We start from the raw sequence: 26,428 nt of genomic DNA, 5'->3' as shown, positions 1-26,428 counted from the left end.
TCACGCCCTGGCGTTGACGGTCATGATGTGGACGGCATTCAGGAAGTCCGCCTCTTTTCCTTTGGCTTCTCCAAAGCAGGCCGTTCGCAAGCGGCCAATGACGGAATGGGCGTTCACCTCACCGAGGTGAAGGCTTGCCCTTTGTGCGGCTCGTTAAGTGAAACCGCCGGCAGCGGTCGCAGCGGTATGTCCGGAGCTGCAATTCAGAGCGCCGAACGACAACAAGCGCCTCCTCCTCCGATCGATAAGAAAGCTTCTTTAAGCAAATGCTTAGTCTGGTGCGCATGTTGTCTCTTCGCCAAAGATTGCGGACGGCCGCTTTTCGCACAAAGGAGACTGAAAGCAGACCGTCCGCTTCCGGCCATACCAGCTAAAGATCAGTGGAATGTAGTGCTCTGGTGACATCGAGAAACGCGGAGATCATCCGCGATTGCAGTCGATCCTGGCGACACACGATGTGAGCATAGTTGAAGATTTCGGCATCGACGACCGGCAGGCTGCGGATGCGATCGTCGGCGATATATTCGGCGCTGGAGACGAAACCGAAGCCGACGCCGCTCGCTACCGCCTCGCGCACCGCTTCGCGGCTTCCGATCTCCATCACGATTTTCGGCCGCACATTCGCCTTCGCCATCGCCTCGTCGCTAGCGCGGCGGGTGTTCGAGCCATGCTCTCGCGCGACCATCGGCTGGCCGTCGAGTTCGGTGATGCTGATATGCTCGCGGTCCGGCGCGAAAAGCGGATGGTCGCGGCGCCCGAACGCGACGATCGGGCTTTCGCTATACTGCGAGAACCACAGCCGCTCGTCGTTCTCGACATAGGCGAGCACCGCGACGTCGGATTCGAACTCGAGAAGATTGCGCAGCACGATGTTGGAATTGCCGATCGACACCGAAATTTCGATTTCGGGATAGCGGGCGTGGAAGGCGACGAGCATCTCGGTGACGTGAAAAGGGCCGACCGCGCCGACGCGAAGGTGGCCGGTGCGCAATTCGCGGCTTTCAGTCAGGAAGTGCCGCGCATCAGCTTCGTCGGCGATCATGCGCCGCGTGATCTGCTGAAGCTCGCGCCCGGCGTCGGTCAGGCGCATCCGCCGCCCGGTGCGCACGAACAATTCGACCGCATATTCCTCCTCCAGCTGGCGGATTTGTGTGGTCAGCGTCGGCTGGCTGATGTTGAGCCGGTTCGCTGCGGCGGTGACACTCTCGGTTTCGGCGACCGCGTGAAAGGATCGGAGCTGCGTGTATCTCATAGATTTTTTATATAGATGAGACGAAAACTATCAATTGGATAATACGGTGCGCATCGGCTTCAAGGCTCCCCAACAATAGTAGAGGGGGGACGAAAGCGCCGATGTCGAATTCGTGGAAATATGGGAATCCCGTCGAGGTGACGTTTTGCGGGGACGCCGTGGCGGCGGTCGCCGACAAGGTCGCGGGCCGCGGCTATTGCCTAGTCACTTACAATGATCATCCCTATTTCGACGACATCGTTGCGGCGATTTCGGCGCGTGTCGGCACCCCTGCGGTCGTGGTGCGCGAGGTCGAACCGAACCCCAGCTTCAACGGGCTGCGCGGCCTGTGCCGTACCTTTGGTTCCGCCGCGACGCCGCCCGAAGTCATCGTCGCGTTCGGCGGCGGATCGGTGATCGATTCGGCCAAGGCGCTGGCCGTCTCGAACGGCGACTTCGCCAACGTCCAGGGCTTCCTCGAAGGCCGGAAGGGCGCCGAGGCGGTGAAGGCGATGCCGATCATCGCGGTGCCGACGACCTTCGGCACCGGCAGCGAGGTCACCTCGTGGGCGACGATCTGGGACACCGATGCGCGCAAGAAATATTCGCTGAACCGACCCGACCTCTATCCCGAACACGCGATCATCGACCCCTCGACCTCGCTGGGCGTGCCGCGCGGGCTGACACTGGCGACGGGCCTCGATACGCTGTCGCACGCGCTCGAAAGCATCTGGAACGTCAACGCCAACCCCGTCTCGGCGAACCACGCGATTTTCGCCGCGAGCGAGTTGATCGACGCACTGCCCAGATTGGTCGACGACCTCGGCAATCTCGAGCTGCGGACCCGCGTCGCGCGCGCCAGCCTGTTTGCCGGACTTGCCTTTTCGAACACCAAGACCGCGCTCGCGCATTCGCTGTCCTATTATCTGACGCTGCATCACGGCACCGTCCACGGGATCGCCTGTTCGTTCATGCTGCCCGCCGTGATGCGCAGCGTGATCGGGCAGAACGCGGCCTGCGACCAAGCACTGGCGCGAATCTTCGGCGACGATCTCGCTGCGGGTGCCGACCGGCTCGATGCCTTCCTGACCGGTCTCGGCGTGTCGACCGACGCAACCGATTACGGCGTCACGCGCGAGAATTGGCTCGCGGCGATCGACGATGCCCTCGACGGCGAGCGAGGGCGCAATTTTATCGGCACCCGCGATGCCTTTCTATCCAGCGCCGCCTGAGGAGGAATTTTGTGAACATGCCCACCAACCCCGCCGACCTTGTCGTCAACGGCCGCGCATACCAGCGCCCCGACCGGCCCGTCGTCGTCATCTGCCTCGACGGTTCCGAACCCGGCTATATCGAGGCCGCGATCGCGGCGGGGGTCGCGCCGAACCTCGACCGGATACTGAAGACCGGGACGAACCGGACCGCGCTGTCGGTGGTCCCGACCTTCACCAACCCGAACAATCTGTCGATCGTCACCGGTCGCCCGCCGTCGGTGCACGGCATTTCGGGCAATTTCTTCTACGACCGCGAGGCGGGCGTCGAGGTGATGATGAACGACGCCAAATTCCTGCGCGTGCCGACTATCTTCGCAACGGCCCAACAGGCTGGGTTGAAGATCGCGGTGGTGACGGCGAAGGACAAGCTGCGCACGCTGCTCGGCAAGGGGCTGGACTTCGCCAGCGGCACCGCGATCGCCTTCTCGTCGGAAAAGGCCGACCAGGCGACCAAGGCCGAGAATGGCATCGAGGACGTGCTCGATTTCGTCGGCCTGCCGCTCCCGAACGTTTACTCCGCCGACCTTTCGGAGTTCATCTTTGCGGCCGGCGTCAAGCTGCTGGACAGCTTCCGCCCCGACCTCATGTATCTTTCGACGACCGACTATGTGCAGCACAAGGCGGCACCAGGGGCCAAGGCGGCGAATGATTTCTACGCGATGTTCGACCGCTATGTCGGGCAGCTCGACGCCGCCGGCTGCACGATCGTCATCACCGCCGACCATGGCATGAACGACAAGCACGACAGCGAGCAGCAGCCGGACGTCATCTATCTGCAGGACGTGCTCGATGCCGAGCTCGGCGCAGGCACCGCGCGCGTGATCCTGCCGATCACCGATCCCTATGTCGCGCACCACGGCGCGCTCGGGTCGTTCGCGACGGTCTATGTCGACGCCGACAAGGTGCAGCCGGTGATCGACGCTGCCAGCGCGATCGAGGGCGTGACGGTCGCGATTGCGGCCGCGGAGGCGGGCGAGCGCTTCGAACTGCCGATCGACCGCATCGGCGACGTCGTCGTCATCTGCGATCGCCACAAGGTGCTCGGCACCACCGCCGCGCGACACGATTTTTCGGGGCTCACCGAACCGCTGCGCAGCCACGGCGGACTGACCGAACAGACCGTGCCGTTGATCTCGAACCGCCCGACCGAGGTGAGCTCCGATCGCGTCCTGCGCAATTTCGACGCGTTCGACATGGCGCTGAACCTGGTGCGCTGAGATGAACATCCACACCCGCCCCAGCCAGCCCGTTCGCCTCGAATCGATGCGCATTGCCGGCAAGCTCGTCCAGACCGACGACGTGATCGAGGTCCGCAATCCTTATGACAATACGCTGACCGGCACCGTCCCGGCGGCGCGGCCCGAGCATGTCCGCGAAGCGTTCCGCACCGCCAAGGCGTTCAAGCCGAAGCTGAGCCGGTACGAGCGCCAGCAGATATTGCAGCGCACCGCCGAACTGCTGCGCGATCGCAAGGAGAAGTTCGCGCGGCTGATCGTCGCCGAGACCGGGCTGTGCTGGAAGGACGGCCTGTACGAGGCCAGCCGCGCCTATGACGTCTGGTCGTTCGCGGCGCAGCTCACGATCAAGGACGATGGCGAAATCTATGCCTGCGACATCTCGCCGATGGGCAAGGAGCGCAAGATCTTCACGACACGGGTGCCGCTGCTCGGCGTGGTGTCCGCGATCACGCCGTTCAACCACCCGCTCAACATGGTCAGCCACAAGCTGGCGCCGGCGATCGCGACGAATAATCGCGTGGTGCTGAAACCGACCGAACTGACCCCGCTCACCGCGCTCGCGCTCGCCGACGTGCTGTATGAGGCCGGGCTGCCGCCCGAAATGCTGTCGGTGATCACCGGCAATCCGTCGACGATGGGCGACGCGATGATCACCGACCCCGATGCAGACCTCGTGACCTTCACCGGTTCGGTGCGCGTCGGAAAGCACATCGCCAACACCGCGGGCTACAAGCGCAAGGTGCTCGAACTCGGCGGCAACGATCCGCTGATCGTGATGGAAGACGCCGACCTCGACAAGGCGGCCGAGCTGGCGGTGGCCGGGGCGACGAAGAATTCGGGCCAGCGCTGCACCGCGGTAAAGCGGATTCTGGTGGTCGACAGCGTCGCCGACGATTTTTCCAGACTGGTCGCCGCGAAGGCGAAGCTGCTGAAGAGCGGCGACCCGATGGACCCGTCGACCGACGTCGGCACGGTGATCAACGAACGGTCGGCGATCCTGTTTGAAAACCGCGTCAACGATGCGGTAGAACGCGGTGCGGAAATCCTGCACGGCGCGCCGCGGCGCGGGGCGCTGTTCGCGCCGACCGTCGTCGACCATGTGCCCGCCGATTGCGAACTGGTGTTCGAGGAAACCTTCGGTCCGGTGATCCCGATCGTCCGCTGCCCCGACGATATTTCGGAGGTGATCCGGATATCGAACTCGACCGCCTACGGCCTGTCGTCGGGCGTCTGCACCAACCGCCTCGATTATGTCACGCGCTTCGTCGCCGAGCTCGAGGTCGGGACGGTGAACGTCTGGGAAGTCCCTGGCTACCGGATCGAAATGTCGCCCTTTGGCGGGATCAAGGATTCGGGTCTCGGCGACAAGGAGGGCGTCGTCGAGGCGATGAAAGGCTTTACCAACGTCAGGACATGGTCGCTTCCCTGGAATATTTAATAATTTGTCATAAAAATTGCACAAGAATCACTAAATAGAGAGCACATAAAGTGCCTATTCACGGGACAGATGCAAATGAACGTGGTTCAAAAAGGTGTTACGGAAATCTGTAACTTAACAGATAGTAGTATGTTATTTCGCAAGGCGCAGCATCGTATGCTTTTTGCGGCGATGTTCTGCTATCTGTTCTTTTACACAGGTCGTCAGACTTTCGGTTTTGCTATTCCGGGCATCCAGGCCGAATTCGGCGTGTCGAAAGAAACGCTGGGCTGGGTCAGCGCGGCGCTTCTGTGGTGCTACGCGATCGGACAGGCGATCAACGGCAACCTCGGCGACAAGTTCGGCGGCCGCCGCGTGATGAGCGCGGGTGCGATCCTCTCGTGCATGGCCAACTGGGCCGCGAGCTTCGCGACCGGCGTGCTCAGCCTCGGCGCGCTGTGGGGGCTCAACGGCTATTTCCAGGCGATGGGCTGGGCACCCGGCAGCCGGCTGTTGTCGAACTGGTTCGGCAAGCACGAGCGGGGCAAGGTGTTCGGATTCTATGTGTTCGCCGCCGGTATGGCGTCGGTGCTGTCCTTCGTCACCTCGATCATCGTCGTCCATGTGTTGCAGCTCGACTGGCGCTGGATCTTTCGCCTTCCCGTGCTGCTGATGCTGGTCGGGGGGATCGCATTCTACCTCGTCGCGCGCGAGCGCCCCGAAGACCTGGGGTTCCAGTCGCCGCACGACGATGTCGCCGATGAGGACGCCGCTCCCGATGTCGCCGACGACGAGAGTTCGTGGGCGCGTTACAAGGCGGTGCTTTCCAACTGGCGCCTGCTGCTCGGCGGCCTTGCCATCGGCTTCCAGAATTCGGCGCGTTACGGCTTGCTCGTGTGGGTGCCGGTGCATTTCCTCGGCGGTGCGGGGGAGGCGGCTCCATCAAACAGCTTCATCGATCCCCAGTGGATCAGCGTCGCGCTGCCCGTCGGGATGGCGATCGGCGCCGCGACCAACGGCTGGGTGTCGGACAATGTCTTCGGATCGAAGCGCTACCTGGCGATCGTCCTCTACATGGTGCTCGCCACCGTGACCTCGCTGTTCATGTACACGATCCCCGCCAGCGAGGTGTATCTCGGCCTCGCCACGCTCTTCCTGTGCGGCTTCTTCGTCTACGGCCCCCAGTCCTCTTTCTGGGCGCTGTGCCCCGATCTGGTCGGACACAAAAGGGCGGGGACGGCGATCGGGATCATGAACTTCTTTGCCTATCTTTTTGCGGGGCTCGGCGAACCGCTGATCGGCGGCTTCATGGATACCCACCACGACACGTCGCTGGTGTTCCTGATCGTCGCGGGGGCGAGTGCCGCCAGCGCAACGGTGGCGTTGTTCATCCGGCGATGAACCGCCCCTGCGGGGGCCACCTGGCAAAGTTCCACGTGCCAAGATTTTGCGGCCGCGCCGACCGGTGGCCGCCTGCCTACCCAGACTGCGATTTTTGCTTAATGCGGAGGGAAACATGAAAGCTCGTCATTCGATTCTATGCGGCACCGCGATGGTGTTCGCGCTCGCCACAGCAGCCGGTGCCCGCGCGCAGGATGCGGCTCCGTCCGCCGACGCGGCACCCGCCGAAGCGGACGCGCCGACGAAGGAAATCGTCGTGACCGGCACCAATATCCGGCGCGCCGAAACTGCACTGCCGGTCACGGTCATCGACCAGTCGGAAATCGATCTGCGCGGCGGATCGACCGGCGCCGATCTTTACGAGACGCTGCCGTCCGCGACTCCCCCCGAAATCAACGAAGGCACAATCGCGTCGCAAGGCGCGCGCGGCGACGTATCGTCCCCCGATTTACGCGGCATCGGTGCGGGAAGCACCCTGTTGCTCATCAACGGTCGCCGCATGGCACCGCATCCGATTTCAGGCACCGATCAGGGCGTGCCGTCGCTTTCGGCCAATGCCAACGTCATTCCGACCGCCCTGATCTCGCGCGTCGAAGTGCTGCGCGACGGCGCATCGGCAATCTACGGCGCCGACGCCGCGGCGGGGGTGATCAACAACATCATCTCGCCGACCAAGGACCGCGGGCGCATCTCGATGGAAAGCGCGATCACGCAGCATGGCGGCGCCGAAGAATTCCGCGTCACCGCGGCGAAGACCTTTCAGTTCGGCCAGACGTCGATCGGCATTTCGGCCGACTATTTCCGGCGCAACGACCTGCTCTTCGGCGACCGCAAATGGGGCTCGCAATCCGACCTCAGGCGCACGCGCAAGCTGCCCGCGCCGTGGAACGGCCTGCCGATCGTCAATCCGGCGACGGGTGCGAACTTCTCGCTCGACAACGACCTCGATAACGGCAGCACGATCACCCATTATGGCCAGTTCCGCCGCGGGTTCATCCAGTCGGACTTCCTGACCTTCAACGGCGGGCGCCCCGACGGCAACCGCGGGATTTCGACCTCGACCTCGCCGACCGGCGGCGTCGCGACGGTCGCGACCGACGGCACCTTCTTCCTTTATCCCGGCGCGGATGGCGCGGTGAATTTCAAGCAGACCGCGCCGTCGCGCAATCTCGGCAATCCCGAAGACGAATATTACGACAACCGCCTGCCGCACCGGACGCTCGTGCCCGGCCTGAAACGCCTCAATCTCGCGATGTTCGTCGAGCATGAGTTCAACGACAGCTTCACCCTTTTTGGCGACGTCCTCTTCTCGGGCTCGCACGCGAACAGCCAGCGCGAAGCGGCGAACATGCAGAACGTCAACGAACCGGGCCTCTATGTCCCGGCGTCGAACCCCTTTAACCCGTTCGGTTCGCGCTTCTATCATCCGCAGGGCCTGCCCAACGCCGACGGCACCGCGCGCATCGCCGGCACACCCGCCGACGTCACGATCGTGTCGGGGCTGATCCCGCCGGGCACCAAGGATCGCTATATCGAGGTTGATTCGACCTTCTATCGCGCGATGGCGGGTGCGCGCGGCAAGTTCGGCGACAGTTGGGCCTGGGAAAGCGGCCTGCTCGTCTCGGGCGCCTACAGCCATGAAACCGAGTCGAACATCTACCGCGAATCTTTGCTGCGCCGGGCGCTCGCGCGCACCGACGGCACCGCTTACAATCCGTTCCCCGTCACGTTCAAGGTGGTGAACAACCGGGTGGTCGTGGACCAGCCCTACGTCAATCCCGCCTCGGTCACCGAACCGATGTACGACACCGACAACCGCTACGGCAAAACGCGGATCATCGTGTGGGACGCGAAGATCGGCGGCGAGCTGTGGAAACTTCCCTTCGGCGGCGGGCCCATCCAGGTTGCCGCGGGCGCCGAGGCGCGCTGGGAGAGCTATCATGCGTGGAAGGCGCCCTTCGCGGGCCTCAATCCACCGGGATCGGGGAATGATTTTCCGTACCTGCGGGAGAATGACAACGACTTCATCGCGATGAGCCCCAACTCGGACATCGACGCCAAGCAAAATGTGCAGGCGGCCTATGCCGAAGTCGCGTTGCCGCTCGTCACCGAGGACAATCGCTTCTTCCTGTTCGACCGGCTCGAACTCGGCGCCGCGGTGCGTCACGAGCGTTTTTCGATTCACGGATCGAGCACGACGCCCAAATACAGCATTCTGTGGGGCCCGGCCCCGTGGCTGAAGTTGCGCGCATCCTACAATGAATCGTTCCGCGCGCCGAACCTTGCGCAGACCAACACCACGCCGCTGCTGCGCGTGAACTATACCGCCGATCCTTATCGCCGCGACGTCACCAACTCGGCGGCGGACGACAGCGCGCCGCGCCGGACGTTCCGTCAGGGCAACGACCGGCTCAATCCCGAAAGGGCCCGGAACTTCGGCGCGGGCATCGCGATGGAGGTGCCCGGCGTCCGCGGGCTTTCCTTCACGGTCGATTATTGGCGGCTGAACCAGCGCGACGCGATCACCGCGCTCGGCAACACCGAGGTGCTCGCGACCGACGAGCTGCTGCTCGACCTCGCGACCCAAGCGGGGCTCGCTTCCGGCAAATCCGCCGACCAGATCGACCTCGGTTCGGGGACGGCCGGCTATGCGGGCAACAGCCGCGTCACCCGCCGCGCCCCGACGGCGGCCGATATTGCTACCTTCAACGCGTACAACGCCGCCCAGCCGACCAACGCCACCAAACGCGCCGTCGTCGGGGAAATCACCAGCCTCGTGAACGACTATATCAACCTCGGTTCGCGCAAGCTCGCGGGTCTCGACCTCGCGCTGCAGTATCGCGTACCCGACTTTGGCCTCGGTCAATTCACATTGAAGGCCGAGGCGACGCATTATCTGAAGCGCAAGGAGGAACTTTCCGACGATGGTATCGTGACCGACGAACTCGGCAAGAACAAGCGCGCGAAATGGAAAGGCATTGCGTCGGTGAACTGGAAGAGCGACGGCTGGTCGCTGGGCTGGTTCACCAGCTATTACGGCCCCTACGCCGACACGTCGGCGTCGACCACCGAGGCGATCTATGAAGCGCTGGGCCGGCCCAAGAGCATCATGACCTTCGACGATAATGGCATCAAACGCTTCTATCTGCGCGTGAAGCCTGCGATCCTGCACAACGCCCGCGTCACTTATGCCTTCGGTCCCGGCAACGACACGCGCGTAACGTTCGGCGTCAACAATGTTTTCGACGCCGACCCGCCGGTCGCGGACGAGGATGAAGGCTATTTCGTGGGCACCGTCAATCCGCGCGGCCGCCAGTTCAAGCTGAAGCTCGAGCACCGCTTCTAGGGTCCCGCGCGGCGCTCGCCCGATCCATCATTCATTTGTGGAGCCAGTCATGAAACTTTGGCGGACAATCCAGTTTTCGGTCGCACTCGTGCTGGCAGCAAGCCTGCCGGTGGGTCAGGCCGGGGCCCAGACTGGGGCGGCGACACCGGACGCCGCCGACGTGTCCGGCCGTCACCCGGTGCTGATGATCTCGATCGACGGGCTGAGGCCCGACGCGGTGCTCGACGCCGACAAACATGGACTGAAGATTCCGGTGCTCCGCAGCTTCCTGACCGGCGGCAGCTATGCACAGGCGGTGATCAACGTGAACCCTACCGTGACCAACCCGAACCATACGACGTTGGTCACGGGCGTGCTGCCCGCCGAGCACGGCATCTATAACAATCGGCCCTTCGCGCCGACCGCGAAGCTGCCGAAAAGCTACAGCAGTTATGCGCAGATCAAGGCGTCTACGCTGTGGGGCGCGGCGAAAGGAGCGGGCCTCAAAACCGGCAGCATCTTCTGGCCGGTGACCAAAAAAGCCACCGACATCGATTTCAACCTCGTCGAGGGCAATGACGAGGACGATGCGAAGATCGCCGACGATGCGATCGCGCTGATCGAGCAGAAAAATCCCGAATTGCTGACGGTCCATTTCGTCAATTTCGACCATCAGCAGCATGAGTTCGGTCCGTTCAGCGCCGAGGGCAACGCGGCGCTCGAACGGATCGACACCGCGATCGGCCGCGTCGTTACCGCATATCGGAGGACGCATCCCGGCGGCGTCGTCGCGGTCGTGTCCGATCACGGCTTCGACACAGTATCGCATCAGGTCAATCTGAACGCGGCATTCGTCGACGCGGGGTTTATCAAGCTCAGCGGCAAGGGCGACGAGCAGGAAGTCGCCTCGTGGAAGGCGTTCGTCTGGTATGTCGGCGGGTCGGCGATGATCGTGCTTCAGGACCGCAAGGACGAGAAGACGAAAGCGCGCGTCGGCGAATATCTGCAAAAGCTGGCGGCCGACCCGGCGAACGGGATCGAGCGCATCTATGCTCGCGACGAATATGCCAACCGCGGGCTTCCCCCGGCGGCCGAATATGTCGTGGCGTTCAAGCCGGGATACCGGATGGCCAACGCGATGACAGGGCCGATTGTGAAGCCGTCCAAAGGCGGCGCGCATGGCGCCTTTTCGACACGGACGGTGCGTCCCGACATGCATTCGTCCTTCTTCATCACGGGACCGGGGATCGCCGCGGGCCATAACCTGGGCGTGATCGACATGCGGCAGATCGCGCCGACGCTTGCCGCGGAACTCAAGGTTTCGCTTCCCGCCGCCCGCGCACCCGTGCTTCCGATCCGCGGCCAATGACGGAGGAAAAGCGCGTGTCCGACGTGTATCCGGTTCCGGCGGCGTGGACAGAGCGGGCGCTCGGCGAAGCCGCCTACGCCGCAATGTACGAAACCTCGCTCGCAGAGCCGGAGGCGTTCTGGCTGGAGCAGGCGAAGCGGCTCGACTGGATGAAGGCGCCGGGCAAGGCGGGCGACTGGTCGTTCGATGAAGGCGATTTCCGTATTGAGTGGTTCGCCGACGGCACGCTCAACGTCGCGGCGAATTGCATCGACCGGCATCTGTTGAAACGCGGGGATGATGTCGCGATCATCTGGGAACCCGACGATCCCGCCGAAGACCCGCGCCGTATCACCTGGCGCGAGTTGCACCGCGAGGTCTGCCGCTTCGCCAACGTCCTGAAAGCGCAGGATGTCCACAAGGGCGACCGCGTCACCATCTATATGCCGATGATCCCCGAAGCGGCGTTTGCGATGCTCGCCTGCGCGCGGATCGGAGCGATCCATTCGGTGGTGTTCGGCGGCTTCTCGCCCGAGGCGCTGGCGGGCCGCATCACCGATTGCGACAGCCGCGTTGTGATCACCGCCGACGAAGGACGCCGCGGCGGCAAGCGCATCGCGCTCAAGGCCAATGTCGACGAGGCGGCCTGGCGCGCACCGGCGCTGGAGAAAGTGGTCGTCGTGCGGGCAACCGGCGGCGCGGTTGCGATGACCGAAGGCCGCGACATTTGGTATCACGATGCCGCGATGGGTGTCTCCGCCGACTGCCCGCCCGAGGAAATGAACGCTGAGGATCCGCTGTTCATCCTCTATACCTCCGGTTCAACCGGCAAGCCCAAAGGTGTTTTGCACAGCAGCGCGGGCTATCTGCTCTGGGCAAGCCTGACGCACGAACTCTGCTTCGACTATTGCCCCGGCGATGTGTGGTGGTGCGCCGCCGACATCGGCTGGGTCACCGGCCACAGCTACATCCTCTATGGCCCGCTCGCCAATGGCGCGACGACCTTGATGTACGAAGGGCTGCCCAACTGGCCTGACGCGAGCCGCATCTGGCAGGTGGTCGACCGGCACCAGGTCCACACCCTCTTCACCGCCCCCACCGCGCTACGCGCGTTGATGAAGGACGGCGACGCCTTCGTGGCAAGGACGAGCCGCAAATCGCTCAAACTGCTCGGCACGGTCGGCGAGCCGATCAATCCCGAGGCGTGGCGCTGGTATCATGCGGTGGTGGGCGAAGGCCGCTGCCCGATCGTCGACACATGGTGGCAGACCGAGACCGGCGGCGCGATGATCGCGCCGCTGCCGGGAGCGACCGCGCTCAAGCCGGGCAGCGCGACGAAGCCGCTGCCGGGCGTCGATCCGCAACTCGTCGATGGCGAGGGGCATATCCTGCCCGGCGCCGCCGAGGGCAATCTCGTCATCGTGCGGAGCTGGCCGGGGCAGATGCGAACCGTCTGGGGCGATCACGAGCGCTTCATTCAGACCTATTTTACGGCTTACCCCGGCACATATTTCACCGGCGACGGGTGCCGCCGCGACGAGGATGGCTACTACTGGATCACCGGCCGGGTCGACGATGTGATCAACGTCAGCGGGCACCGCATGGGCACCGCTGAGGTCGAGAGCGCGCTGGTGCTCCATCCGAAAGTCGCCGAGGCCGCGGTGGTCGGCATGCCGCACGATGTGAAAGGGCAGGGCATTTACGCCTATGTCACGCTCAATGCCGGTTGCGCCGCCGACGACGCGCTACGCGGCGAGCTCGTGAAATGGGTGCGGAGCGAGATCGGTCCGATCGCGACGCCCGATGCGGTGCAGTTCGCGCCGGGCCTGCCGAAAACCCGCTCGGGCAAGATCATGCGCCGCATCCTACGCAAGATCGCCGAGGGCGACACCGCAGCGCTCGGCGACACGTCGACGCTAGCGGATCCGGCGGTCGTAGACGATTTGGTGGCCAATCGGGCCGGGTAGGCCCAAGCGGACCGGCATAATGGGCCGTGGGACCAGACTCGGCTCCCAACGGCATTTGGGAAGGGATATGTTCGTTTCATTCGGATTCCCGACAAAAGCGGACAGTCCGAAATCGGCCAAAAGCAGATCGTCGTTCGTCGGCTTGTTGGCGCAGAGACGCTACGCTAGAGTAACCGGAAGGCGCCAAGGCGACGCTGCTGTGTCCGCAGGAGCGCTAGGCGGCACTATGGCTTGTATTTCTTCGCTAGCCTACGCGAAGTCGATTCCCTCGTTGCAGTGTCTGGGCGACCTACGATATTCTGCTCTGCGATAAGAGTTTAGGCTCTTTTCATCGCTGCCCTGGAGTACGGGGGAGTGCCGTCGGCAAACGTCGCGCAAAGCTAGGGTGCTTTGGCGTAGGCTTTCGTATGTCTTGGAAGAAATGGCTCCCCGGGTAGGATTCGAACCTACGACCGATCGATTAACAGTCGATTGCTCTACCGCTGAGCTACCGAGGAACACGCCGCCGAAGCGGACAAGGCGGCCCCTTTGCCGCCAACCGACAACTTTATCAAGGGGCTTTTATGGCCTTTTGTGACTCTCAGACGATAAATTGTTCCATCGCGATGCGTTCGTCGAGGCCCTGGTCAGGATCGAACAGCAAAGTCAGTGGCCGGCTGCGGTCGGTGGTGACCAAAACGGTCTTCACATCGCGGATCTCGCGCTGGTCGGCGACCGCGCTCACCGGGCGCTTCGCGGCCTCGCGGACGTTGAAGCGGATGCTCGTCGATTCGGGAACAAGCGCGCCGCGCCAGCGGCGGGGGCGGAAGGGGCTGATTGGCGTCAGCGCCAGCATCTCGGATTCGAGCGGCAGGATAGGGCCGTTGGCGCTGAGGTTGTACGCGGTCGATCCCGCCGGGGTCGACACGAGCACGCCGTCGCACGCCAGTTCCTCGAGCATCGTCTTTTCGTTGATCATCACCTCGAGCTTCGCCGCCTGGCGCGTTTCGCGCAGCAGCGAAATCTCGTTGATCGCAGGCAATATGTGGCGCTCGCCGCTGATCGTCGTGATGTCGCCCGACAAAGGATGGATCAGGAAGGGACGCGCGGCGGCGAGCCGGTCGACCAGCCCCTCGATCCTAAACTCGTTCATCAGGAACCCGATGGTGCCGCGATTCATGCCGAAGACGGGCAGGCTGCGGCGCTGGTCGAGCAACTGGTGCAGCATGTGGAGCAGGAAGCCGTCGCCGCCGAGCGCGATCAGCAGGTCGGCCTCCCCCAATTCCACGAAGTCATAGAGCGGGCGGAGTTCGGCTTCCGCCTCCATGGCCGCGGGCGCGTTCGATGCGACGAGCGCAATCTTGCGATGCATATTGGTCCGGTTCCCCTAGCGGGCGGCCCCTCAGCCGCCCGTTGCACTCATATGACGCGCGACCGCCGGTTGGGACTTTCCATCGATATGAAAGTCATGCGCGCGGGGTTTGCCAGCCAATGCCGCATCAATCAACCCATCGACGTCGCCGCCGTCGCGCAGCGCGGCGCGCAGGTCGACATGATCGTCCTGGCCAAGGCACATATAGACGCGCCCCTCGACGGTCAGGCGGATGCGGTTGCACGTCGCGCAGAAATTGTCGCTGAGCGGGGTGATCAGCCCGAGCGTCACGGGGCTGTTCTCGACCGCGAAATAGCGCGCCGGGCCGCCGGTGCGCTTGTCGACCGGATAAATGGCGCGGGTTTCGCGAAGCGGCGCGATGAAATGGTGGAGCGGGATATAATGATCGCTGCGGTCGTCCGCGACTTCGCCGAGCGGCATCGTTTCGATCAGCGTCAGGTCGCAGCCGGTCGCGGCGCAATAATCGAGCATCGGGAGAAGTTGGTCTTCGTTGAGCCCGGCGAGCGCGACCATGTTGATCTTGATCGCCAGTCCGGCGGCGCGCGCGGCATCGATGCCGCGCAGTGCGACATCAAGGTCGCCGACGCGGGTGATGTGACGAAAGGCCCCGGGGTCGAGCGTGTCGAGGCTGACGTTGATGCGGCGCACCCCCGCCGCGGCGAGCATCGGCGCATGCTCGGCCAGCCGCATCGCGTTGGTGGTGAGCGTCAGTTCGTCGAGGCCGCGGCCGATCATCGCCCCCAATCGCGTCGCGAGCGTATCGATCCCGCGCCGGACCAGCGGTTCGCCGCCGGTCAGGCGGATGCGGCGGATCCCGCGCGCAACGAAGCGCTCGGCAATTTTGCCCATTTCCTCGATGCTGAGCACCGCCGATTTGGGCAGGAAGGTCATGTCCTCGGCCATGCAATAGCGGCAGCGCAGGTCGCAGCGATCGGTGACCGAAAGGCGTAAATAGCTGATCCGACGGCCATGTCCGTCGATGAGCGGCGCCGCGGGTAGGGCGCTATGGGAAAATGTGGCAGCCACGCGCCTATATTGATGCAAAAGGCAGGAACTTGGCAAGCAAAGCCTGCTAGAGGAATGCGATGAATCGCCTGTCCGAATCTCTTTCCGCCTGCGCCCGCAAACTCGAAGCCCTGCACGCGCGCCATGATGCCGACGCCGGCGTCATCCTGGTCCAGGTCGACCAGATGGCGCGCATCAACAACAGCGCGGGGACGGCAACGGGCGATTCGGTGCTCGAAGAGATCGGGCGGCGGCTCGAAAATTTCGCGAGCGACGAATTCGGGCAAGGATCGTGCGTCGACCGGCTCGACGGTCCGCGTTTCCTGATCGTTCCGTCGACACCGATGTCGCTCGGTGCGCTTCGCGCGCAGGAGCGCGCGCTCCACGTCGCGCTGGCCGAACCGATCGTCGGCGATCCGAACGGCCGCCTGTCGATCCGCATCGCCGCGGCGCTGATCACGCGCGATGAGTCGGTCGCCGAGCAATTGCGTGCTGCGGGCGACCAGCTGGCGCGGCCGGCGTCGGCGCGCGACGGGGTGATGGTCCATGCCGCGCTGTCGCAGAACGAGGTCGTGATCCATTACCAGCCGCAATATGACGTCGCGACCGGCGAGATGACCGGCGTCGAGGCGCTGCTGCGCTGGCAGCATCCCGAGCTTGGCCTGCTCGGCGCGGGGCCGCTGGTTACCGCGGCGCGCGCCGCACGGCTTGAATGCGAGCTCACCGAACATGCGCACCGCGTCGCGCTCGCCGAAATGGCGAGCTGGCCCAAAGCGCTGGCGAAGCTGCGCGTATCGCTCAACATCACCGCCGCCGACCTGGGCGATCCCGAATTTGCCGGCCGCTTCGCCGCGATGGCGAAGGCGGCAAAGGTCGACCCCGACCGGTTGACGCTCGAGCTGACCGAGCAGGCGATGCTCAGCGACCCGGCGAGCGCCGCCGACCAGCTGGCGCAGATTCGCGCGCTCGGCGTCGCGGTCGCGATCGACGATTTCGGCACCGGCTATTCCAGCCTGTCGCTGCTCGCGCGGCTGCCGATCGATTATCTCAAGATCGATAGCGGCTTTACCCGCACGATCGACGGCAGCGACCGCGACCGCATCGTCGTGCGCGCGATCGTCGACCTCGCGCGCGCGCTGGGGCTGCTCGTGGTCGCCGAGGGGATCGAGAATGAGCGCCAGCTTGCCCGATTGACCGAGCTGGGGGTTGCGACCTGGCAGGGGTTTTTGAAGTCGGGGCCGGTGCCGGCGGATCAGTTGCTGGGATTGCTTACCGCTCAGAAATAGCTGTGCCCCGGACTTGATCCGGGGTCCATCACCTGGGCGTGGTTCTTGCCGCAGCGGCGGGAGATGGGCCCCGGCTTTCGCCGGGGTACGACATTTTCCTAGGCGACCTGCTTCGCCAGTTTCCCCAAACCCTTCGATAGCTGCAGCGCGCCGTTCAATCGTGCGCCGGTGCTCATCCAGTCGCCGCTGATCGACAGTCTGTTGTCGGGGCGAATGCGCGCACGGCCCTTCAGCCGTTCGACATAGGCGATCAGCCCCGGGACGTTGGCAAACGCGTCGCCATGGAAGCTGACGAGCGCGCCCTTGGTGCCGACGTCGAGCTTGGCGATGCCCGCGAGCTTGGCGTTCGCCTTGATCTCCATCAACTGGACGAGGTTCGCGGTTTCGGGCGGCAATGGGCCGAAGCGGTCGATCATCTCGGCCGCAAAGGCGTCGAGCGCCGGGCGATCCTGTGCATCGTTGAGGCGGCGATAGAGCGCCATGCGCAGCGGCAGGTCGGGAACATAATCCTCGGGGATCAGGATCGGCGCGTCGACGGTGATGACCGGAGACAGCGCCTCGCGCGGCGGCAGCTTTCCGGCGCCCTCGGCCTTGGCGACCAGAATCGCCTCTTCGAGCATCGACTGGTACAGTTCGAAGCCGACTTCGCGGATATGCCCCGACTGCTCGTCGCCGACGAGGTTGCCCGCGCCGCGAATGTCGAGGTCGTGGCTCGCGAGCTGGAAGCCCGCGCCGAGCGTATCGAGATCGCCGAGCAGCTTGAGCCGCTTTTCGGCGGTGTCGGTGATCGCGCCGCCTTCGAGCGTCGTGAGATAGGCGTAAGCGCGCGTCTTCGAGCGCCCGACGCGGCCGCGGAGCTGGTAAAGCTGCGCGAGGCCGAAGCGGTCGGCGCGGTGGACGATCAGCGTATTCGCGCTCGGGATATCGAGCCCGCTTTCGACGATCGTCGTCGAGACGAGTACGTCATATTTGCGGTCGTAAAAGGCGCTCATCCGCTCCTCGACCTCGCCCGGCGCCATCTGGCCGTGCGCGACGACATATTTGATCTCGGGCACCCGCGTCCGCAGGAACGCCTCGATATCGGGCAGATCCTTGATCCGCGGGGTGACGAAGAAGCTTTGCCCGCCGCGGTCATGTTCGCGGAGCAGCGCTTCGCGGATCACCACAGGATCCCATGGCGCCACATAGGTGCGGACCGCGAGGCGGTCGACCGGCGGCGTCTGGATGACGCTGAGTTCGCGCAGCCCCGACATCGCCATTTGCAGCGTGCGCGGAATCGGCGTCGCGGTGAGGGTGAGGACATGGACGTCGGTCTTGAGCTGCTTCAGCCGCTCCTTGTGGACGACGCCGAAGCGCTGTTCCTCGTCGACGATGACGAGGCCGAGATTCTTGAATTCGACCGATTTCGCGATCACCGCATGCGTGCCGACGACGATGTCGATGTGTCCGCTCGACAGGCCATCGCGCGTCTTTTGTGCTTCACCCGCCGGGACGAGGCGCGACAGGCGGCCGATGTTGACCGGGAAGCCTTTGAAACGCTCGGCGAAGTTCGTGTAATGCTGGCGCGCGAGCAGGGTGGTGGGCACGACCACCGCGACCTGTACCCCCGCCATCGCGGCGACAAAGGCGGCGCGCAGCGCGACCTCTGTCTTGCCGAAGCCGACGTCGCCGCAGACGAGCCGATCCATCGGGCGCCCCGATGCCATATCGGCGAGGACATCGCCGATCGCGCGGTCCTGATCGTCGGTTTCCTGATAGGGGAAGCGGTCGGCGAAGGCCGGATAGGCGGCATCCTGCGCGAGCAATTCGCCCGAACGCAGTGCGCGCTGCGCCGCGGTCGCGAGCAGTTCGCCCGCGATCTCGCGGATGCGCTCCTTCATCCGCGCCTTGCGGCGCTGCCATGCTTCGCCGCCCAATTTGTCGAGGCCGACGCCCTCGCTCTCGCCGCCGTAGCGCGAGAGGACGTCGAGATTTTCGACCGGGACGTAAAGCTTGTCGCCGCCCGAATAAGTGAGCGCGACGCAATCGTGCGGGCTGCTCCCGACGGGGATCTGGGTCAGCCCCTCATAGCGCCCGATGCCGTGGTCGAGGTGGACGACGAGGTCGCCGACGCTGAGTGTCGCGAGTTCGGCGAGGAAGGCGTCGGCGCTCTTGCGGCGCTTCTGACGGCGGACGAGGCGTTCGCCGAGGATATCCTGTTCGGTGAGCAGGCTGATCGCGTCGCTCGCAAAGCCATGATCGAGCGGAAGGACGACCATCGCGGTCGCGCCGCCGCTTTCGGACGACGCGGTGCCGAGGGCATCTTGCCAGCTTTCGGCCGGGGCGAGCGAGGTGACGCCATGGTCGCGCAGCAGCCCCGACAGGCGCTCGCGCGCGCCGCCCGAATAGCTGGCGATGATCGTGCGGCGGCCCTTGCGGCGTTCGTCGGACAGATGGTCGGCGACCTTGTCATAGACGTTGAGATCGGCCGTGCGTTCGGGGGTGAAATCGCGCGCGGCGAAGGTTTCGAGGTCGACGACCGTCGCGGCGGGCGGGACGTCGAACGGTGTGACGATATGGATCGGTCGATCCGCCGAGGCTCCGGCCCATTCCTCTTCGGTCAGATAGAGCGTCTCGGGTGCGAGCGGGCGATAGCTGCCGGGCGACTCGCGTTCGGCGGCGACGCGGTTCGCATGATAATCGGCGATCGCGGCGAAGCGTGTCTCGGCGGTTGCCTCGGTGCGGTGGCCGCGCAGCACCGGGGTCGCGGGATCGATATGGTCGAACAAGGTCGCCAGCCGTTCCTCGAACAGCGGCAGCCAATGGTCCATGCCTGCTTGGCGACGCCCGTCGCTCACAGCCTGATAGAGCGGATCGCCGGTCGACTGTCCGCCGAACAGGTCGCGATAGGCCGACCGGAAGCGCTTGATCGTCGCTTCGTCGAGCAAAGTTTCGGACGCCGGGAGAAGCTGCAATGCCTTCGCGGGGCCAAGGCTGCGCTGGTCGGCGGGGTCGAAACGGCGGATGCTTTCGATCTCGTCGCCGAAGAAATCGACGCGCAGGCCCGTTTCCTCGCCCGCGGGGAAGAGATCGAGGATACCGCCGCGCACCGCGAACTCGCCCTGGTCGGCGACGGTATCGACGCGGCTGAAGCCATTCGACACCAGCAATTCGGCGAGCGCATCGCGGTCGATCCGCTGCCCCGCTGCGAGCGTCGTCGCGAGCTGGCGGATGCGGAACGGCGTCAGCGTGCGCTGGGTGATCGCGGCGACGGTGGTGAGGATCAGCTCGCCGCGTTTCGGCGGGAGTTGCAGCGCGGAGAGGGTCGCGAGCCGATCGGCGCTGACGCGCATCGACGGCCCCGCGCGGTCGTAGGGCAGGCAGTCCCACGCCGGGAAGCGGTGGACGATGAGGTCGGGCGCGAAGAAGGGCGCGGCGTCGGCGATCGCCTGCATCGCGCTATCGTCGGTCGCGACATAGACGAGACGCTTGTCGCTCGCCCGCGCGAGGTCGGCGAGCAACAGCGGCAGGAAGCCGTCGGCGGCGCGCGCCAGCGTCAGCGGCGCCGACGCCGATCCGATCGCGGCAAAAATGTCGGCGGCGGGCATCGTCATGGCAGCGGGATATAGTCCAGGCGGCGCATCGCGGCGATCATCTCCGGCCGGTCGAGATGCGCGGGCGGCTGACCGGTGCCGAGCGCCCACGCCATGATGTCGACGTCGTCTTCCTCGACAACGGCTTCGTACCAGGCGAGTTCCTCGTCTCCCCAATCGGCGGAATAGCGGTCGAAGAAGCCGCCGATCATATAATCGGCCTCGCGCGTGCCGCGGTGCCAGGCGCGGAATTTCAGGCGTTTGAGGCGGTCTTGCATGGCGGGCCTTGTCTTCTTCTCTCGAACTTCTTCAACGGCCATCCCGAAATCCGTTCGCATCGAGCGAAGTCGAGATGCCCGTCGGTCCGGCGCAAACGCGGGGTGTCTCGACTTCGCTCGACACGAACGGAATGTGGGGGCTAGACACGCCCTAGCCATGCGACCCGAGATACTCAATCCGCTCTTTGCCGCGCTCACCGACCTGAAAGGCGTCGGGCCGCAGCTTGCCAAGCCGCTGACGCGGCTGGGGCTGGAGCGCGTCGTCGATATACTGTTTCATTTGCCGACGGGGCTGATCTCGCGCTTTCCGGTCGACCGGCTCGATCAGGCGCAGGTCGGACAGGCGATCATCGTCGAGCTGACCGCGCAGGATTATCGCCCCGGCCGATCCCCGCGAGCGCCCTTCGGCGTCGAGGCGTTCGACAGCGCCGGCGACCATGTCCGGCTCGTCTATTTCGGGCGCGCGTCGGGGCTGGCGCGAAAACTTTTTCCCTTGGGCGAGACGCGGCGCGTGTCGGGTCGGCTCGATATGTACGGCGACATGCGCCAGATCGTGCACCCCGACCATGTCGCCGAGCCGGGCGACGAGGACGGCATCGCGGTGCACGAACCCGTCTATCCGCTGACCGAAGGCCTCACCAACGCGCGGTTGTCGCAGCTTGGCGCGGTGGCACTCGAACGGCGGCCCGAGCTCGCCGAATGGATCGACGCGCCCTTGCTGGCCAGCCGCGGCTGGCCCGCGTGGAGCGAGGCGATGGAGCGTGCCCATGCCAGCCCGCGCGACGAAGCCGCGCGCGACCGGCTCGCCTACGACGAGATTTTCGCGAGCCAGGTCGCGCTGATGCTGATCCGTCAGGGGCTTCGGACACGCAAGGGCAGGGCGATCCGTGGCGATGGCCGGCTGACCGACGCGCTGAAGCTGCCATTCGGGCTGACCGGCGCGCAGGAACGCGTCGGGCGCGAGATTGCGGGCGATATGACAGAGGACACGCCGATGCTGCGCATGCTGCAGGGCGACGTCGGGTCGGGCAAGACGCTCGTCGCCTTGCGCGCGATGCTCGCGGCGGTCGAGGCGGGGACGCAGGCGGCGCTGCTCGCCCCGACCGAGATTCTGGCGCGCCAGCATTTTGCGACGTTGCAGCGCATGCTCGGCGGCCTGCCGGTGAACCTTGCGATCCTCACCGGGCGCGACAAGGGCAAGGCGCGCGAATCGACGTTGATGGGCCTCGCCGACGGCAGCATCGATATCCTCGTCGGCACCCACGCGATCTTCCAGCAGGCGGTGACGTACAAGGATCTCGCGCTCGTCGTCGTCGACGAGCAGCATCGCTTCGGCGTCGCGCAGCGGTTGATGCTCACGCAAAAGGCGGCGCGCCCGCCGCACCTGCTCGTGATGACCGCGACGCCGATCCCGCGCACGCTGCAGCTTGCCAATCATGGCGAGATGGACGTGTCGCAGATCGACGAGATGCCGCCGGGGCGCACCCCGGTCGATACGCGCGTCATTTCGCTCGACCGGCTCGACGACGTCGTCGACAGCCTCGACCGCCATCTCGCGAGCGGCGCGCAGGCCTATTGGGTATGTCCGCTCGTCGCCGAGAGCGAAGGGAGCGAGTTGGCTGCGGCTGAGGACCGTGCGGCATTGCTCCGCGCGCGGCTGGGGGATGCGCGCGTCGGGCTGGTCCACGGGCGGATGAAAGGCCCCGAAAAAGACGACGTCATGGCGCGTTTCCAGGCGGGTGAAATCGGTGTCCTCGTAGCGACCACGGTGATCGAGGTCGGGGTCGATGTGCCTGCCGCCAGCCTGATGATCATCGAACATGCCGAGAATTTTGGGCTTGCGCAGCTCCATCAACTCCGCGGCCGTGTCGGGCGCGGGGCGGCGAAATCGGTGTGCCTCTTGCTGCGCTCACAAAATCTGTCTGAAACCGCGCGTGAGCGGCTCGCGTTGATGCGCGATACGAACGACGGTTTCGTGATTGCCGAAAAGGATCTCGAGCTGCGCGGCGGTGGCGAACTGCTCGGGCTCAAGCAGTCGGGAGATGCCGACTACCGGCTCGCTACCCCCGAACAGCTGGTGCGGCTGCTGCCGGTCGCGCATGACGATGCGCGGCTGTTCGTCGAGCGGGATGGCGGGATGGACGGCGTCCGTGCCGATGCGGTGCGGCACTGCCTCTATCTGTTCGAGCGGGATGCCGCGGTGCCGCTATTGAGGAGTGGATGATAGTCCCCCTCCCGCAAGCGGGAGGGGAGAAGAAGCCGATCTCTGCTAAGTGTTTAGTTGACATCCCCGCGTGCGCCCATGGCGCGGATCATCGGCAGATAATCTTCGACCGAAATCGATTTTTCGAACTGCAAACCCGTCTTGCCGGCGAGCGACCAGACGACCTTCGCCGAGGTGCGGCCGATGATGGGCATGCGGAGCACGACAAGGTCGCCGATCTCCAGCCCGCGTTCGAAGCGCATCAGCATACCGTCGGCGCTGATGTTGACGCAGGTGCACATTTCCTGCCGTCCGTCGGGCATGACGAAGGGCAGGCGGCAATAGACGTCGCTACGCGGAGCGATCCGCTGGTCGAGGCCGACATAATGGGCCTTGCTCGTGTCGATCTTGCGCATATTCGTGGACCTTGTTGATTTGGCCATGACGATCCATCCGATTGCTGAAGAAGTCGTAAACGTTCCCTGCGCGCTAGCGCGTCACAAGGCCATGTTTTTTTGACCCGAAGCTAAGCGGAACGGGGTCCGCGCCAGGCTGGATCAGGTGTTGCGGGTCGCGAATGACGACGCCGTCGACCTTCACCGCGCCCTCGTCGAGCTTGCGGCGCGCCTCCTTGTTCGAGCCCGCGAAGCCGAGTTCGCGCAGCGCATCGACGACGCTGATCCCCTCGGCGGGCGCGACGGCCTGCGGAAGATCGCCACCGATTTGTCCCTTTTCAAAGGTTTGCGTCGCGGTCTTGGCGGCCGCCTTTGCGGCGTCCGCGCCGCGGCACATCGCGGTCGCTTCGTTCGCAAGGATCTTCTTCGCCTCGTTGATCTCCGCGCCTTCGAGCGCTTCGAGCCGTGCGATCTCCTCGAGCGGCAGATCGGTGAAGAGCTTCAGGAACTTGCCGACGTCGCGGTCGTCGGTGTTGCGCCAGAACTGCCAATAGTCAAAATGGGACAGTTGTTCGGGATTAAGCCACACCGCGCCGGCGGCGGTTTTGCCCATTTTGGTTCCCGCAGCGGTGGTCAGCAGCGGAGTCGTGAGGCCGTAAAGGTCGGCGCCGTCCATCCGGCGGCCGAGTTCCATCCCGTTGACGATATTACCCCACTGGTCGGACCCGCCCATTTGCAACCGCATGTCCATCGTCTTCGACAGATGGCGGAAATCATAGCCCTGCAGGATCATGTAGTTGAATTCGAGGAAGGTCATCGGCTGTTCGCGTTCGAGCCGCAGCTTGACCGAATCGAAGGTCATCATGCGGTTGATCGTGAAATGCGTGCCGACTTCCTGCAGCAGCTCGATATAACCGAGCTGGCCGAGCCAGTCCTGGTTGTCGACCATCACCGCGTCGGTCGGGCCGTCGCCGAAGGTCAGATATTGCTGGAAGATGCTGAAGATCGACGCGATGTTCGCGGCGATCGTTTCGTCCGACAGCATCTTGCGGCTTTCGTCGCGGCCGGTCGGGTCGCCGATGCGCGTCGTCCCGCCGCCCATCAGCACGACGGGCTTGTGCCCCGTCTGTTGCAGGCGGCGCAGCATCATAATCTGAACGAGGCTGCCGACGTGCAGCGACGGTGCGGTTGCGTCGAAGCCGATATATCCGGGGACGACCTGTTTGGCGGCGAGCGCATCGAGCCCTTCCGCGTCGGTCGTCTGATGGATATAGCCTCGCTCGTCGAGGAGGCGCAGCAGGTCGGATTTATAGTTCGTCATAACGCGCGGGCGCTTAGCATGGGGTTTGATATTTGGATAGCATGCGCAGGGAATTGATCTGTCACCCCGGCACGCCGGGCAAGGCCGTGCGCGCCGTCGCGGTCGAAGTGTCGCTGTCGTTCGACGACGGTTTCGCGTTGCGCTTCATCGTCGATGGCGCGACCGCGGCGCTGGTGCTGCCCGATGGTCAGGGCGAGCTCGTGATCGCCGACAGTGCGACCGATGGCCTTTGGGAAAGCACCTGCTTCGAGGCGTTCCTGACCGAGGACGGCGAGCCCGATTACACCGAGTTCAATTACTCGCCCGATGGCCGCTGGGCCTGTTACCAGTTCGACGATTATCGATCGCTCTTGCGCGCGGACGACCTCGCCCCATGGGAAATGGCGGCAGAGAAGGGCGATCAAAGCTATGCGCTGCGCGTCGAGCCCGGGATTTTTCCCGACAATGGCGCAAAATTGGCACTGTCCGCGGTAATCGAAGAGCTCGACGGCACCAAAAGCTATTGGGCGCTCGCGCACCCGCCGGGCAAACCCGACTTCCATCATCCCGATTGCTTTGCGCTCACGCTTGGGGCACCCGACGCGGCATGACTGTTCACTTCGGCATCGACCGCCTGCTCGCCGACCCGGCGCTTCGCAAACCGCTCGAAGGAAAGCGCGTCGCGCTGCTCGCGCACCCCGCCTCGGTCACCGCCGACCTGACGCACAGCCTCGATGCGCTCGTCGCTTCGGGGCTCGACATCACCGCGGTGTTCGGACCGCAGCATGGCGTGCGCGGTGACCTTCAGGACAATATGATGGAGTCGCCCGACTTCACCGATCCGACCTACGGCATGCCAGTGTTCAGCCTCTATGGCGAGGTGCGCCGCCCCTCGGGCCAGTCGATGCACACTTTCGACGTGATCCTGGTCGACCTGCAGGACCTCGGCTGCCGCATCTACACCTATGTCACGACCTTGCTCTACATCCTCGAAGCCGCGGCGCAGCATGGCAAGGCGGTGTGGGTGCTCGACCGGCCGAACCCCGCGGGGCGCCCGGTCGAGGGCACGCGGCTTCTGCCCGGCTGGGAAAGTTTCGTCGGCGCCGGGCCGATGGTGATGCGTCATGGCCTCTCGATGGGCGAGATCGGGCACTGGTTCATCCGCCACTTCGGGCTCGACGTCGACTATCGCGTCATCGCGATGGACGGCTGGGACCCGAAGGGCCCCGGCTTCGGCTGGCCCACGGACCGCGTGTGGATCAATCCCAGCCCCAACGCCGCCAACGTGAATATGGCGCGCGCTTATGCCGGAACGGTGATGGTCGAGGGCGCGACCTTGAGCGAGGGCAGGGGGACGACACGCCCGCTCGAACTGTTCGGCGCGCCCGATATCGACGCCAAGGCGGTGATCGCCGAAATGCAGCGGCTGGCGCCGCAATGGCTCGGCGGATGCAAGCTCCGCGACATCTGGTTCCAGCCGACCTTTCACAAGCATGTCGGCCAGCTCAACAGCGGCGTGCATATCCATGCCGACGGGCCGTGGTACGACGATAATGCGTTCCAGCCATGGCGCGTGCAGGCGCTCGGCTTCAAGGCGATCCGCAGCCTCTATCCGGACTATCCGATCTGGCGCGGCAAGGATTTCAAATATGAATATACCGACGATGTGCTCGCGATCGACGTGATCAACGGCGGCCCCGGCCTGCGCCAGTGGGTCGACGATGCGGGCGCGGTGGCGGGCGATCTCGATGCGCTGGCGCTGCCCGATGAGGCTGCGTGGCGCGACGAAATCGCCGATCTGCTAATCTACTGACGA

The 26,428-nt window shown here is 64.7% G+C and carries 18 protein-coding genes and 1 tRNA gene; 11 read left to right on the top strand and 8 right to left on the bottom strand.

Annotation, left to right across the window (positions count from 1 at the left end; genetic code table 11):
- Nucleotides 1–370 precede the first annotated feature (370 nt).
- Entirely contained in the window at nt 371–1,252 is an 882-nt protein-coding gene (locus FG91_RS14890) for a LysR substrate-binding domain-containing protein (protein ID WP_037516349.1), read from the bottom strand.
- A gap of 101 nt (nt 1,253–1,353) precedes the next feature.
- Here FG91_RS14890 and psrA point away from each other — a divergent pair, with 101 nt between their 5' ends.
- From psrA to acs, 7 genes are all read left to right on the top strand, one after another.
- Nucleotides 1,354–2,463: an iron-containing alcohol dehydrogenase PsrA gene (gene psrA / locus FG91_RS14885; protein ID WP_037516347.1), complete on the top strand. Its 1,110-nt coding sequence runs from the start codon at nt 1,354–1,356 to the stop codon at nt 2,461–2,463.
- A gap of 17 nt (nt 2,464–2,480) precedes the next feature.
- Nucleotides 2,481–3,722: a phosphonoacetate hydrolase gene (gene phnA, locus FG91_RS14880; protein ID WP_037516345.1), complete on the top strand. Its 1,242-nt coding sequence runs from the start codon at nt 2,481–2,483 to the stop codon at nt 3,720–3,722.
- Between the two features lies 1 nt (nt 3,723).
- Complete coding sequence (gene phnY, locus FG91_RS14875; protein WP_037516343.1) at nt 3,724–5,181, top strand: phosphonoacetaldehyde dehydrogenase; 1,458 nt, start codon at nt 3,724–3,726, stop codon at nt 5,179–5,181.
- 156 nt (nt 5,182–5,337) lie between these two features.
- Entirely contained in the window at nt 5,338–6,561 is a 1,224-nt protein-coding gene (locus FG91_RS14870; protein WP_235212056.1) for an MFS transporter, read from the top strand.
- Nucleotides 6,562–6,676: 115 nt separating this feature from the next.
- Nucleotides 6,677–9,907 (top strand): TonB-dependent receptor domain-containing protein, encoded by a 3,231-nt coding sequence (locus FG91_RS14865; protein WP_037516341.1) that lies wholly within the window; start codon nt 6,677–6,679, stop codon nt 9,905–9,907.
- 49 nt (nt 9,908–9,956) lie between these two features.
- The gene (locus tag FG91_RS14860; protein WP_052187647.1) at nt 9,957–11,255 is read left to right on the top strand and encodes an alkaline phosphatase family protein; all 1,299 of its coding nucleotides are present in this window, start codon (nt 9,957–9,959) and stop codon (nt 11,253–11,255) included.
- A gap of 14 nt (nt 11,256–11,269) precedes the next feature.
- Nucleotides 11,270–13,201: an acetate--CoA ligase gene (acs, locus tag FG91_RS14855; RefSeq protein ID WP_443027747.1), complete on the top strand. Its 1,932-nt coding sequence runs from the start codon at nt 11,270–11,272 to the stop codon at nt 13,199–13,201.
- A gap of 422 nt (nt 13,202–13,623) precedes the next feature.
- On the opposite strand, the gene FG91_RS14850 is transcribed toward acs, so the two are convergent.
- From FG91_RS14850 to moaA, 3 genes are all read right to left on the bottom strand, one after another.
- A tRNA-Asn gene (locus FG91_RS14850) sits at nt 13,624–13,698 on the bottom strand.
- Nucleotides 13,699–13,781: 83 nt separating this feature from the next.
- Nucleotides 13,782–14,552, bottom strand: a complete 771-nt coding sequence (locus FG91_RS14845) for an NAD kinase (RefSeq protein WP_037516338.1) — start codon at nt 14,550–14,552, stop codon at nt 13,782–13,784.
- 30 nt (nt 14,553–14,582) lie between these two features.
- Nucleotides 14,583–15,599, bottom strand: coding sequence for a GTP 3',8-cyclase MoaA (moaA, locus tag FG91_RS14840; protein ID WP_052187646.1), 1,017 nt, complete (start codon nt 15,597–15,599; stop codon nt 14,583–14,585).
- A 59-nt stretch (nt 15,600–15,658) separates the two neighbouring features.
- Between moaA and FG91_RS14835 the strand changes: the two genes are divergently transcribed.
- Nucleotides 15,659–16,864 (top strand): GGDEF domain-containing phosphodiesterase, encoded by a 1,206-nt coding sequence (locus FG91_RS14835; RefSeq protein WP_037516337.1) that lies wholly within the window; start codon nt 15,659–15,661, stop codon nt 16,862–16,864.
- A 98-nt stretch (nt 16,865–16,962) separates the two neighbouring features.
- On the opposite strand, the gene mfd is transcribed toward FG91_RS14835, so the two are convergent.
- Both mfd and FG91_RS14825 read right to left on the bottom strand, forming a co-directional pair.
- Complete coding sequence (gene mfd, locus FG91_RS14830; RefSeq protein ID WP_052187644.1) at nt 16,963–20,457, bottom strand: transcription-repair coupling factor; 3,495 nt, start codon at nt 20,455–20,457, stop codon at nt 16,963–16,965.
- Nucleotides 20,454–20,714, bottom strand: a complete 261-nt coding sequence (locus FG91_RS14825) for a succinate dehydrogenase assembly factor 2 (RefSeq protein WP_037516336.1) — start codon at nt 20,712–20,714, stop codon at nt 20,454–20,456. The genes mfd and FG91_RS14825 overlap by 4 nt, the downstream gene beginning before the upstream one ends.
- Nucleotides 20,715–20,871: 157 nt before the next feature.
- On the opposite strand from FG91_RS14825, the gene recG reads away from it, so the two are divergent.
- Entirely contained in the window at nt 20,872–22,938 is a 2,067-nt protein-coding gene (recG, locus tag FG91_RS14820; protein ID WP_037516335.1) for an ATP-dependent DNA helicase RecG, read from the top strand.
- 53 nt (nt 22,939–22,991) lie between these two features.
- Here the strand turns inward: recG and FG91_RS14815 are convergent, their stop codons facing one another.
- Both FG91_RS14815 and tyrS read right to left on the bottom strand, forming a co-directional pair.
- Nucleotides 22,992–23,333, bottom strand: coding sequence for a PilZ domain-containing protein (locus FG91_RS14815; protein ID WP_037516333.1), 342 nt, complete (start codon nt 23,331–23,333; stop codon nt 22,992–22,994).
- Nucleotides 23,334–23,406: 73 nt separating this feature from the next.
- On the bottom strand, nt 23,407–24,633 hold the full coding sequence (gene tyrS / locus FG91_RS14810; RefSeq protein WP_037516332.1) for a tyrosine--tRNA ligase: 1,227 nt from the start codon (nt 24,631–24,633) through the stop codon (nt 23,407–23,409).
- Nucleotides 24,634–24,674: 41 nt separating this feature from the next.
- Between tyrS and FG91_RS14805 the strand changes: the two genes are divergently transcribed.
- The gene (locus tag FG91_RS14805; RefSeq protein WP_037516330.1) at nt 24,675–25,223 is read left to right on the top strand and encodes a DOMON-like domain-containing protein; all 549 of its coding nucleotides are present in this window, start codon (nt 24,675–24,677) and stop codon (nt 25,221–25,223) included.
- Entirely contained in the window at nt 25,220–26,425 is a 1,206-nt protein-coding gene (locus FG91_RS14800; protein WP_037516329.1) for an exo-beta-N-acetylmuramidase NamZ family protein, read from the top strand. Before FG91_RS14805 ends, FG91_RS14800 begins: the two co-directional genes overlap by 4 nt.
- Nucleotides 26,426–26,428 lie beyond the last annotated feature (3 nt).

Source organism: Sphingopyxis sp. LC81 (genome assembly GCF_000756375.1).
GTDB lineage: Bacteria > Pseudomonadota > Alphaproteobacteria > Sphingomonadales > Sphingomonadaceae > Sphingopyxis.
The sequence above is the reverse complement of the archived record's forward strand: the minus strand, read 5'-3'. Positions and strand labels throughout refer to the sequence as shown.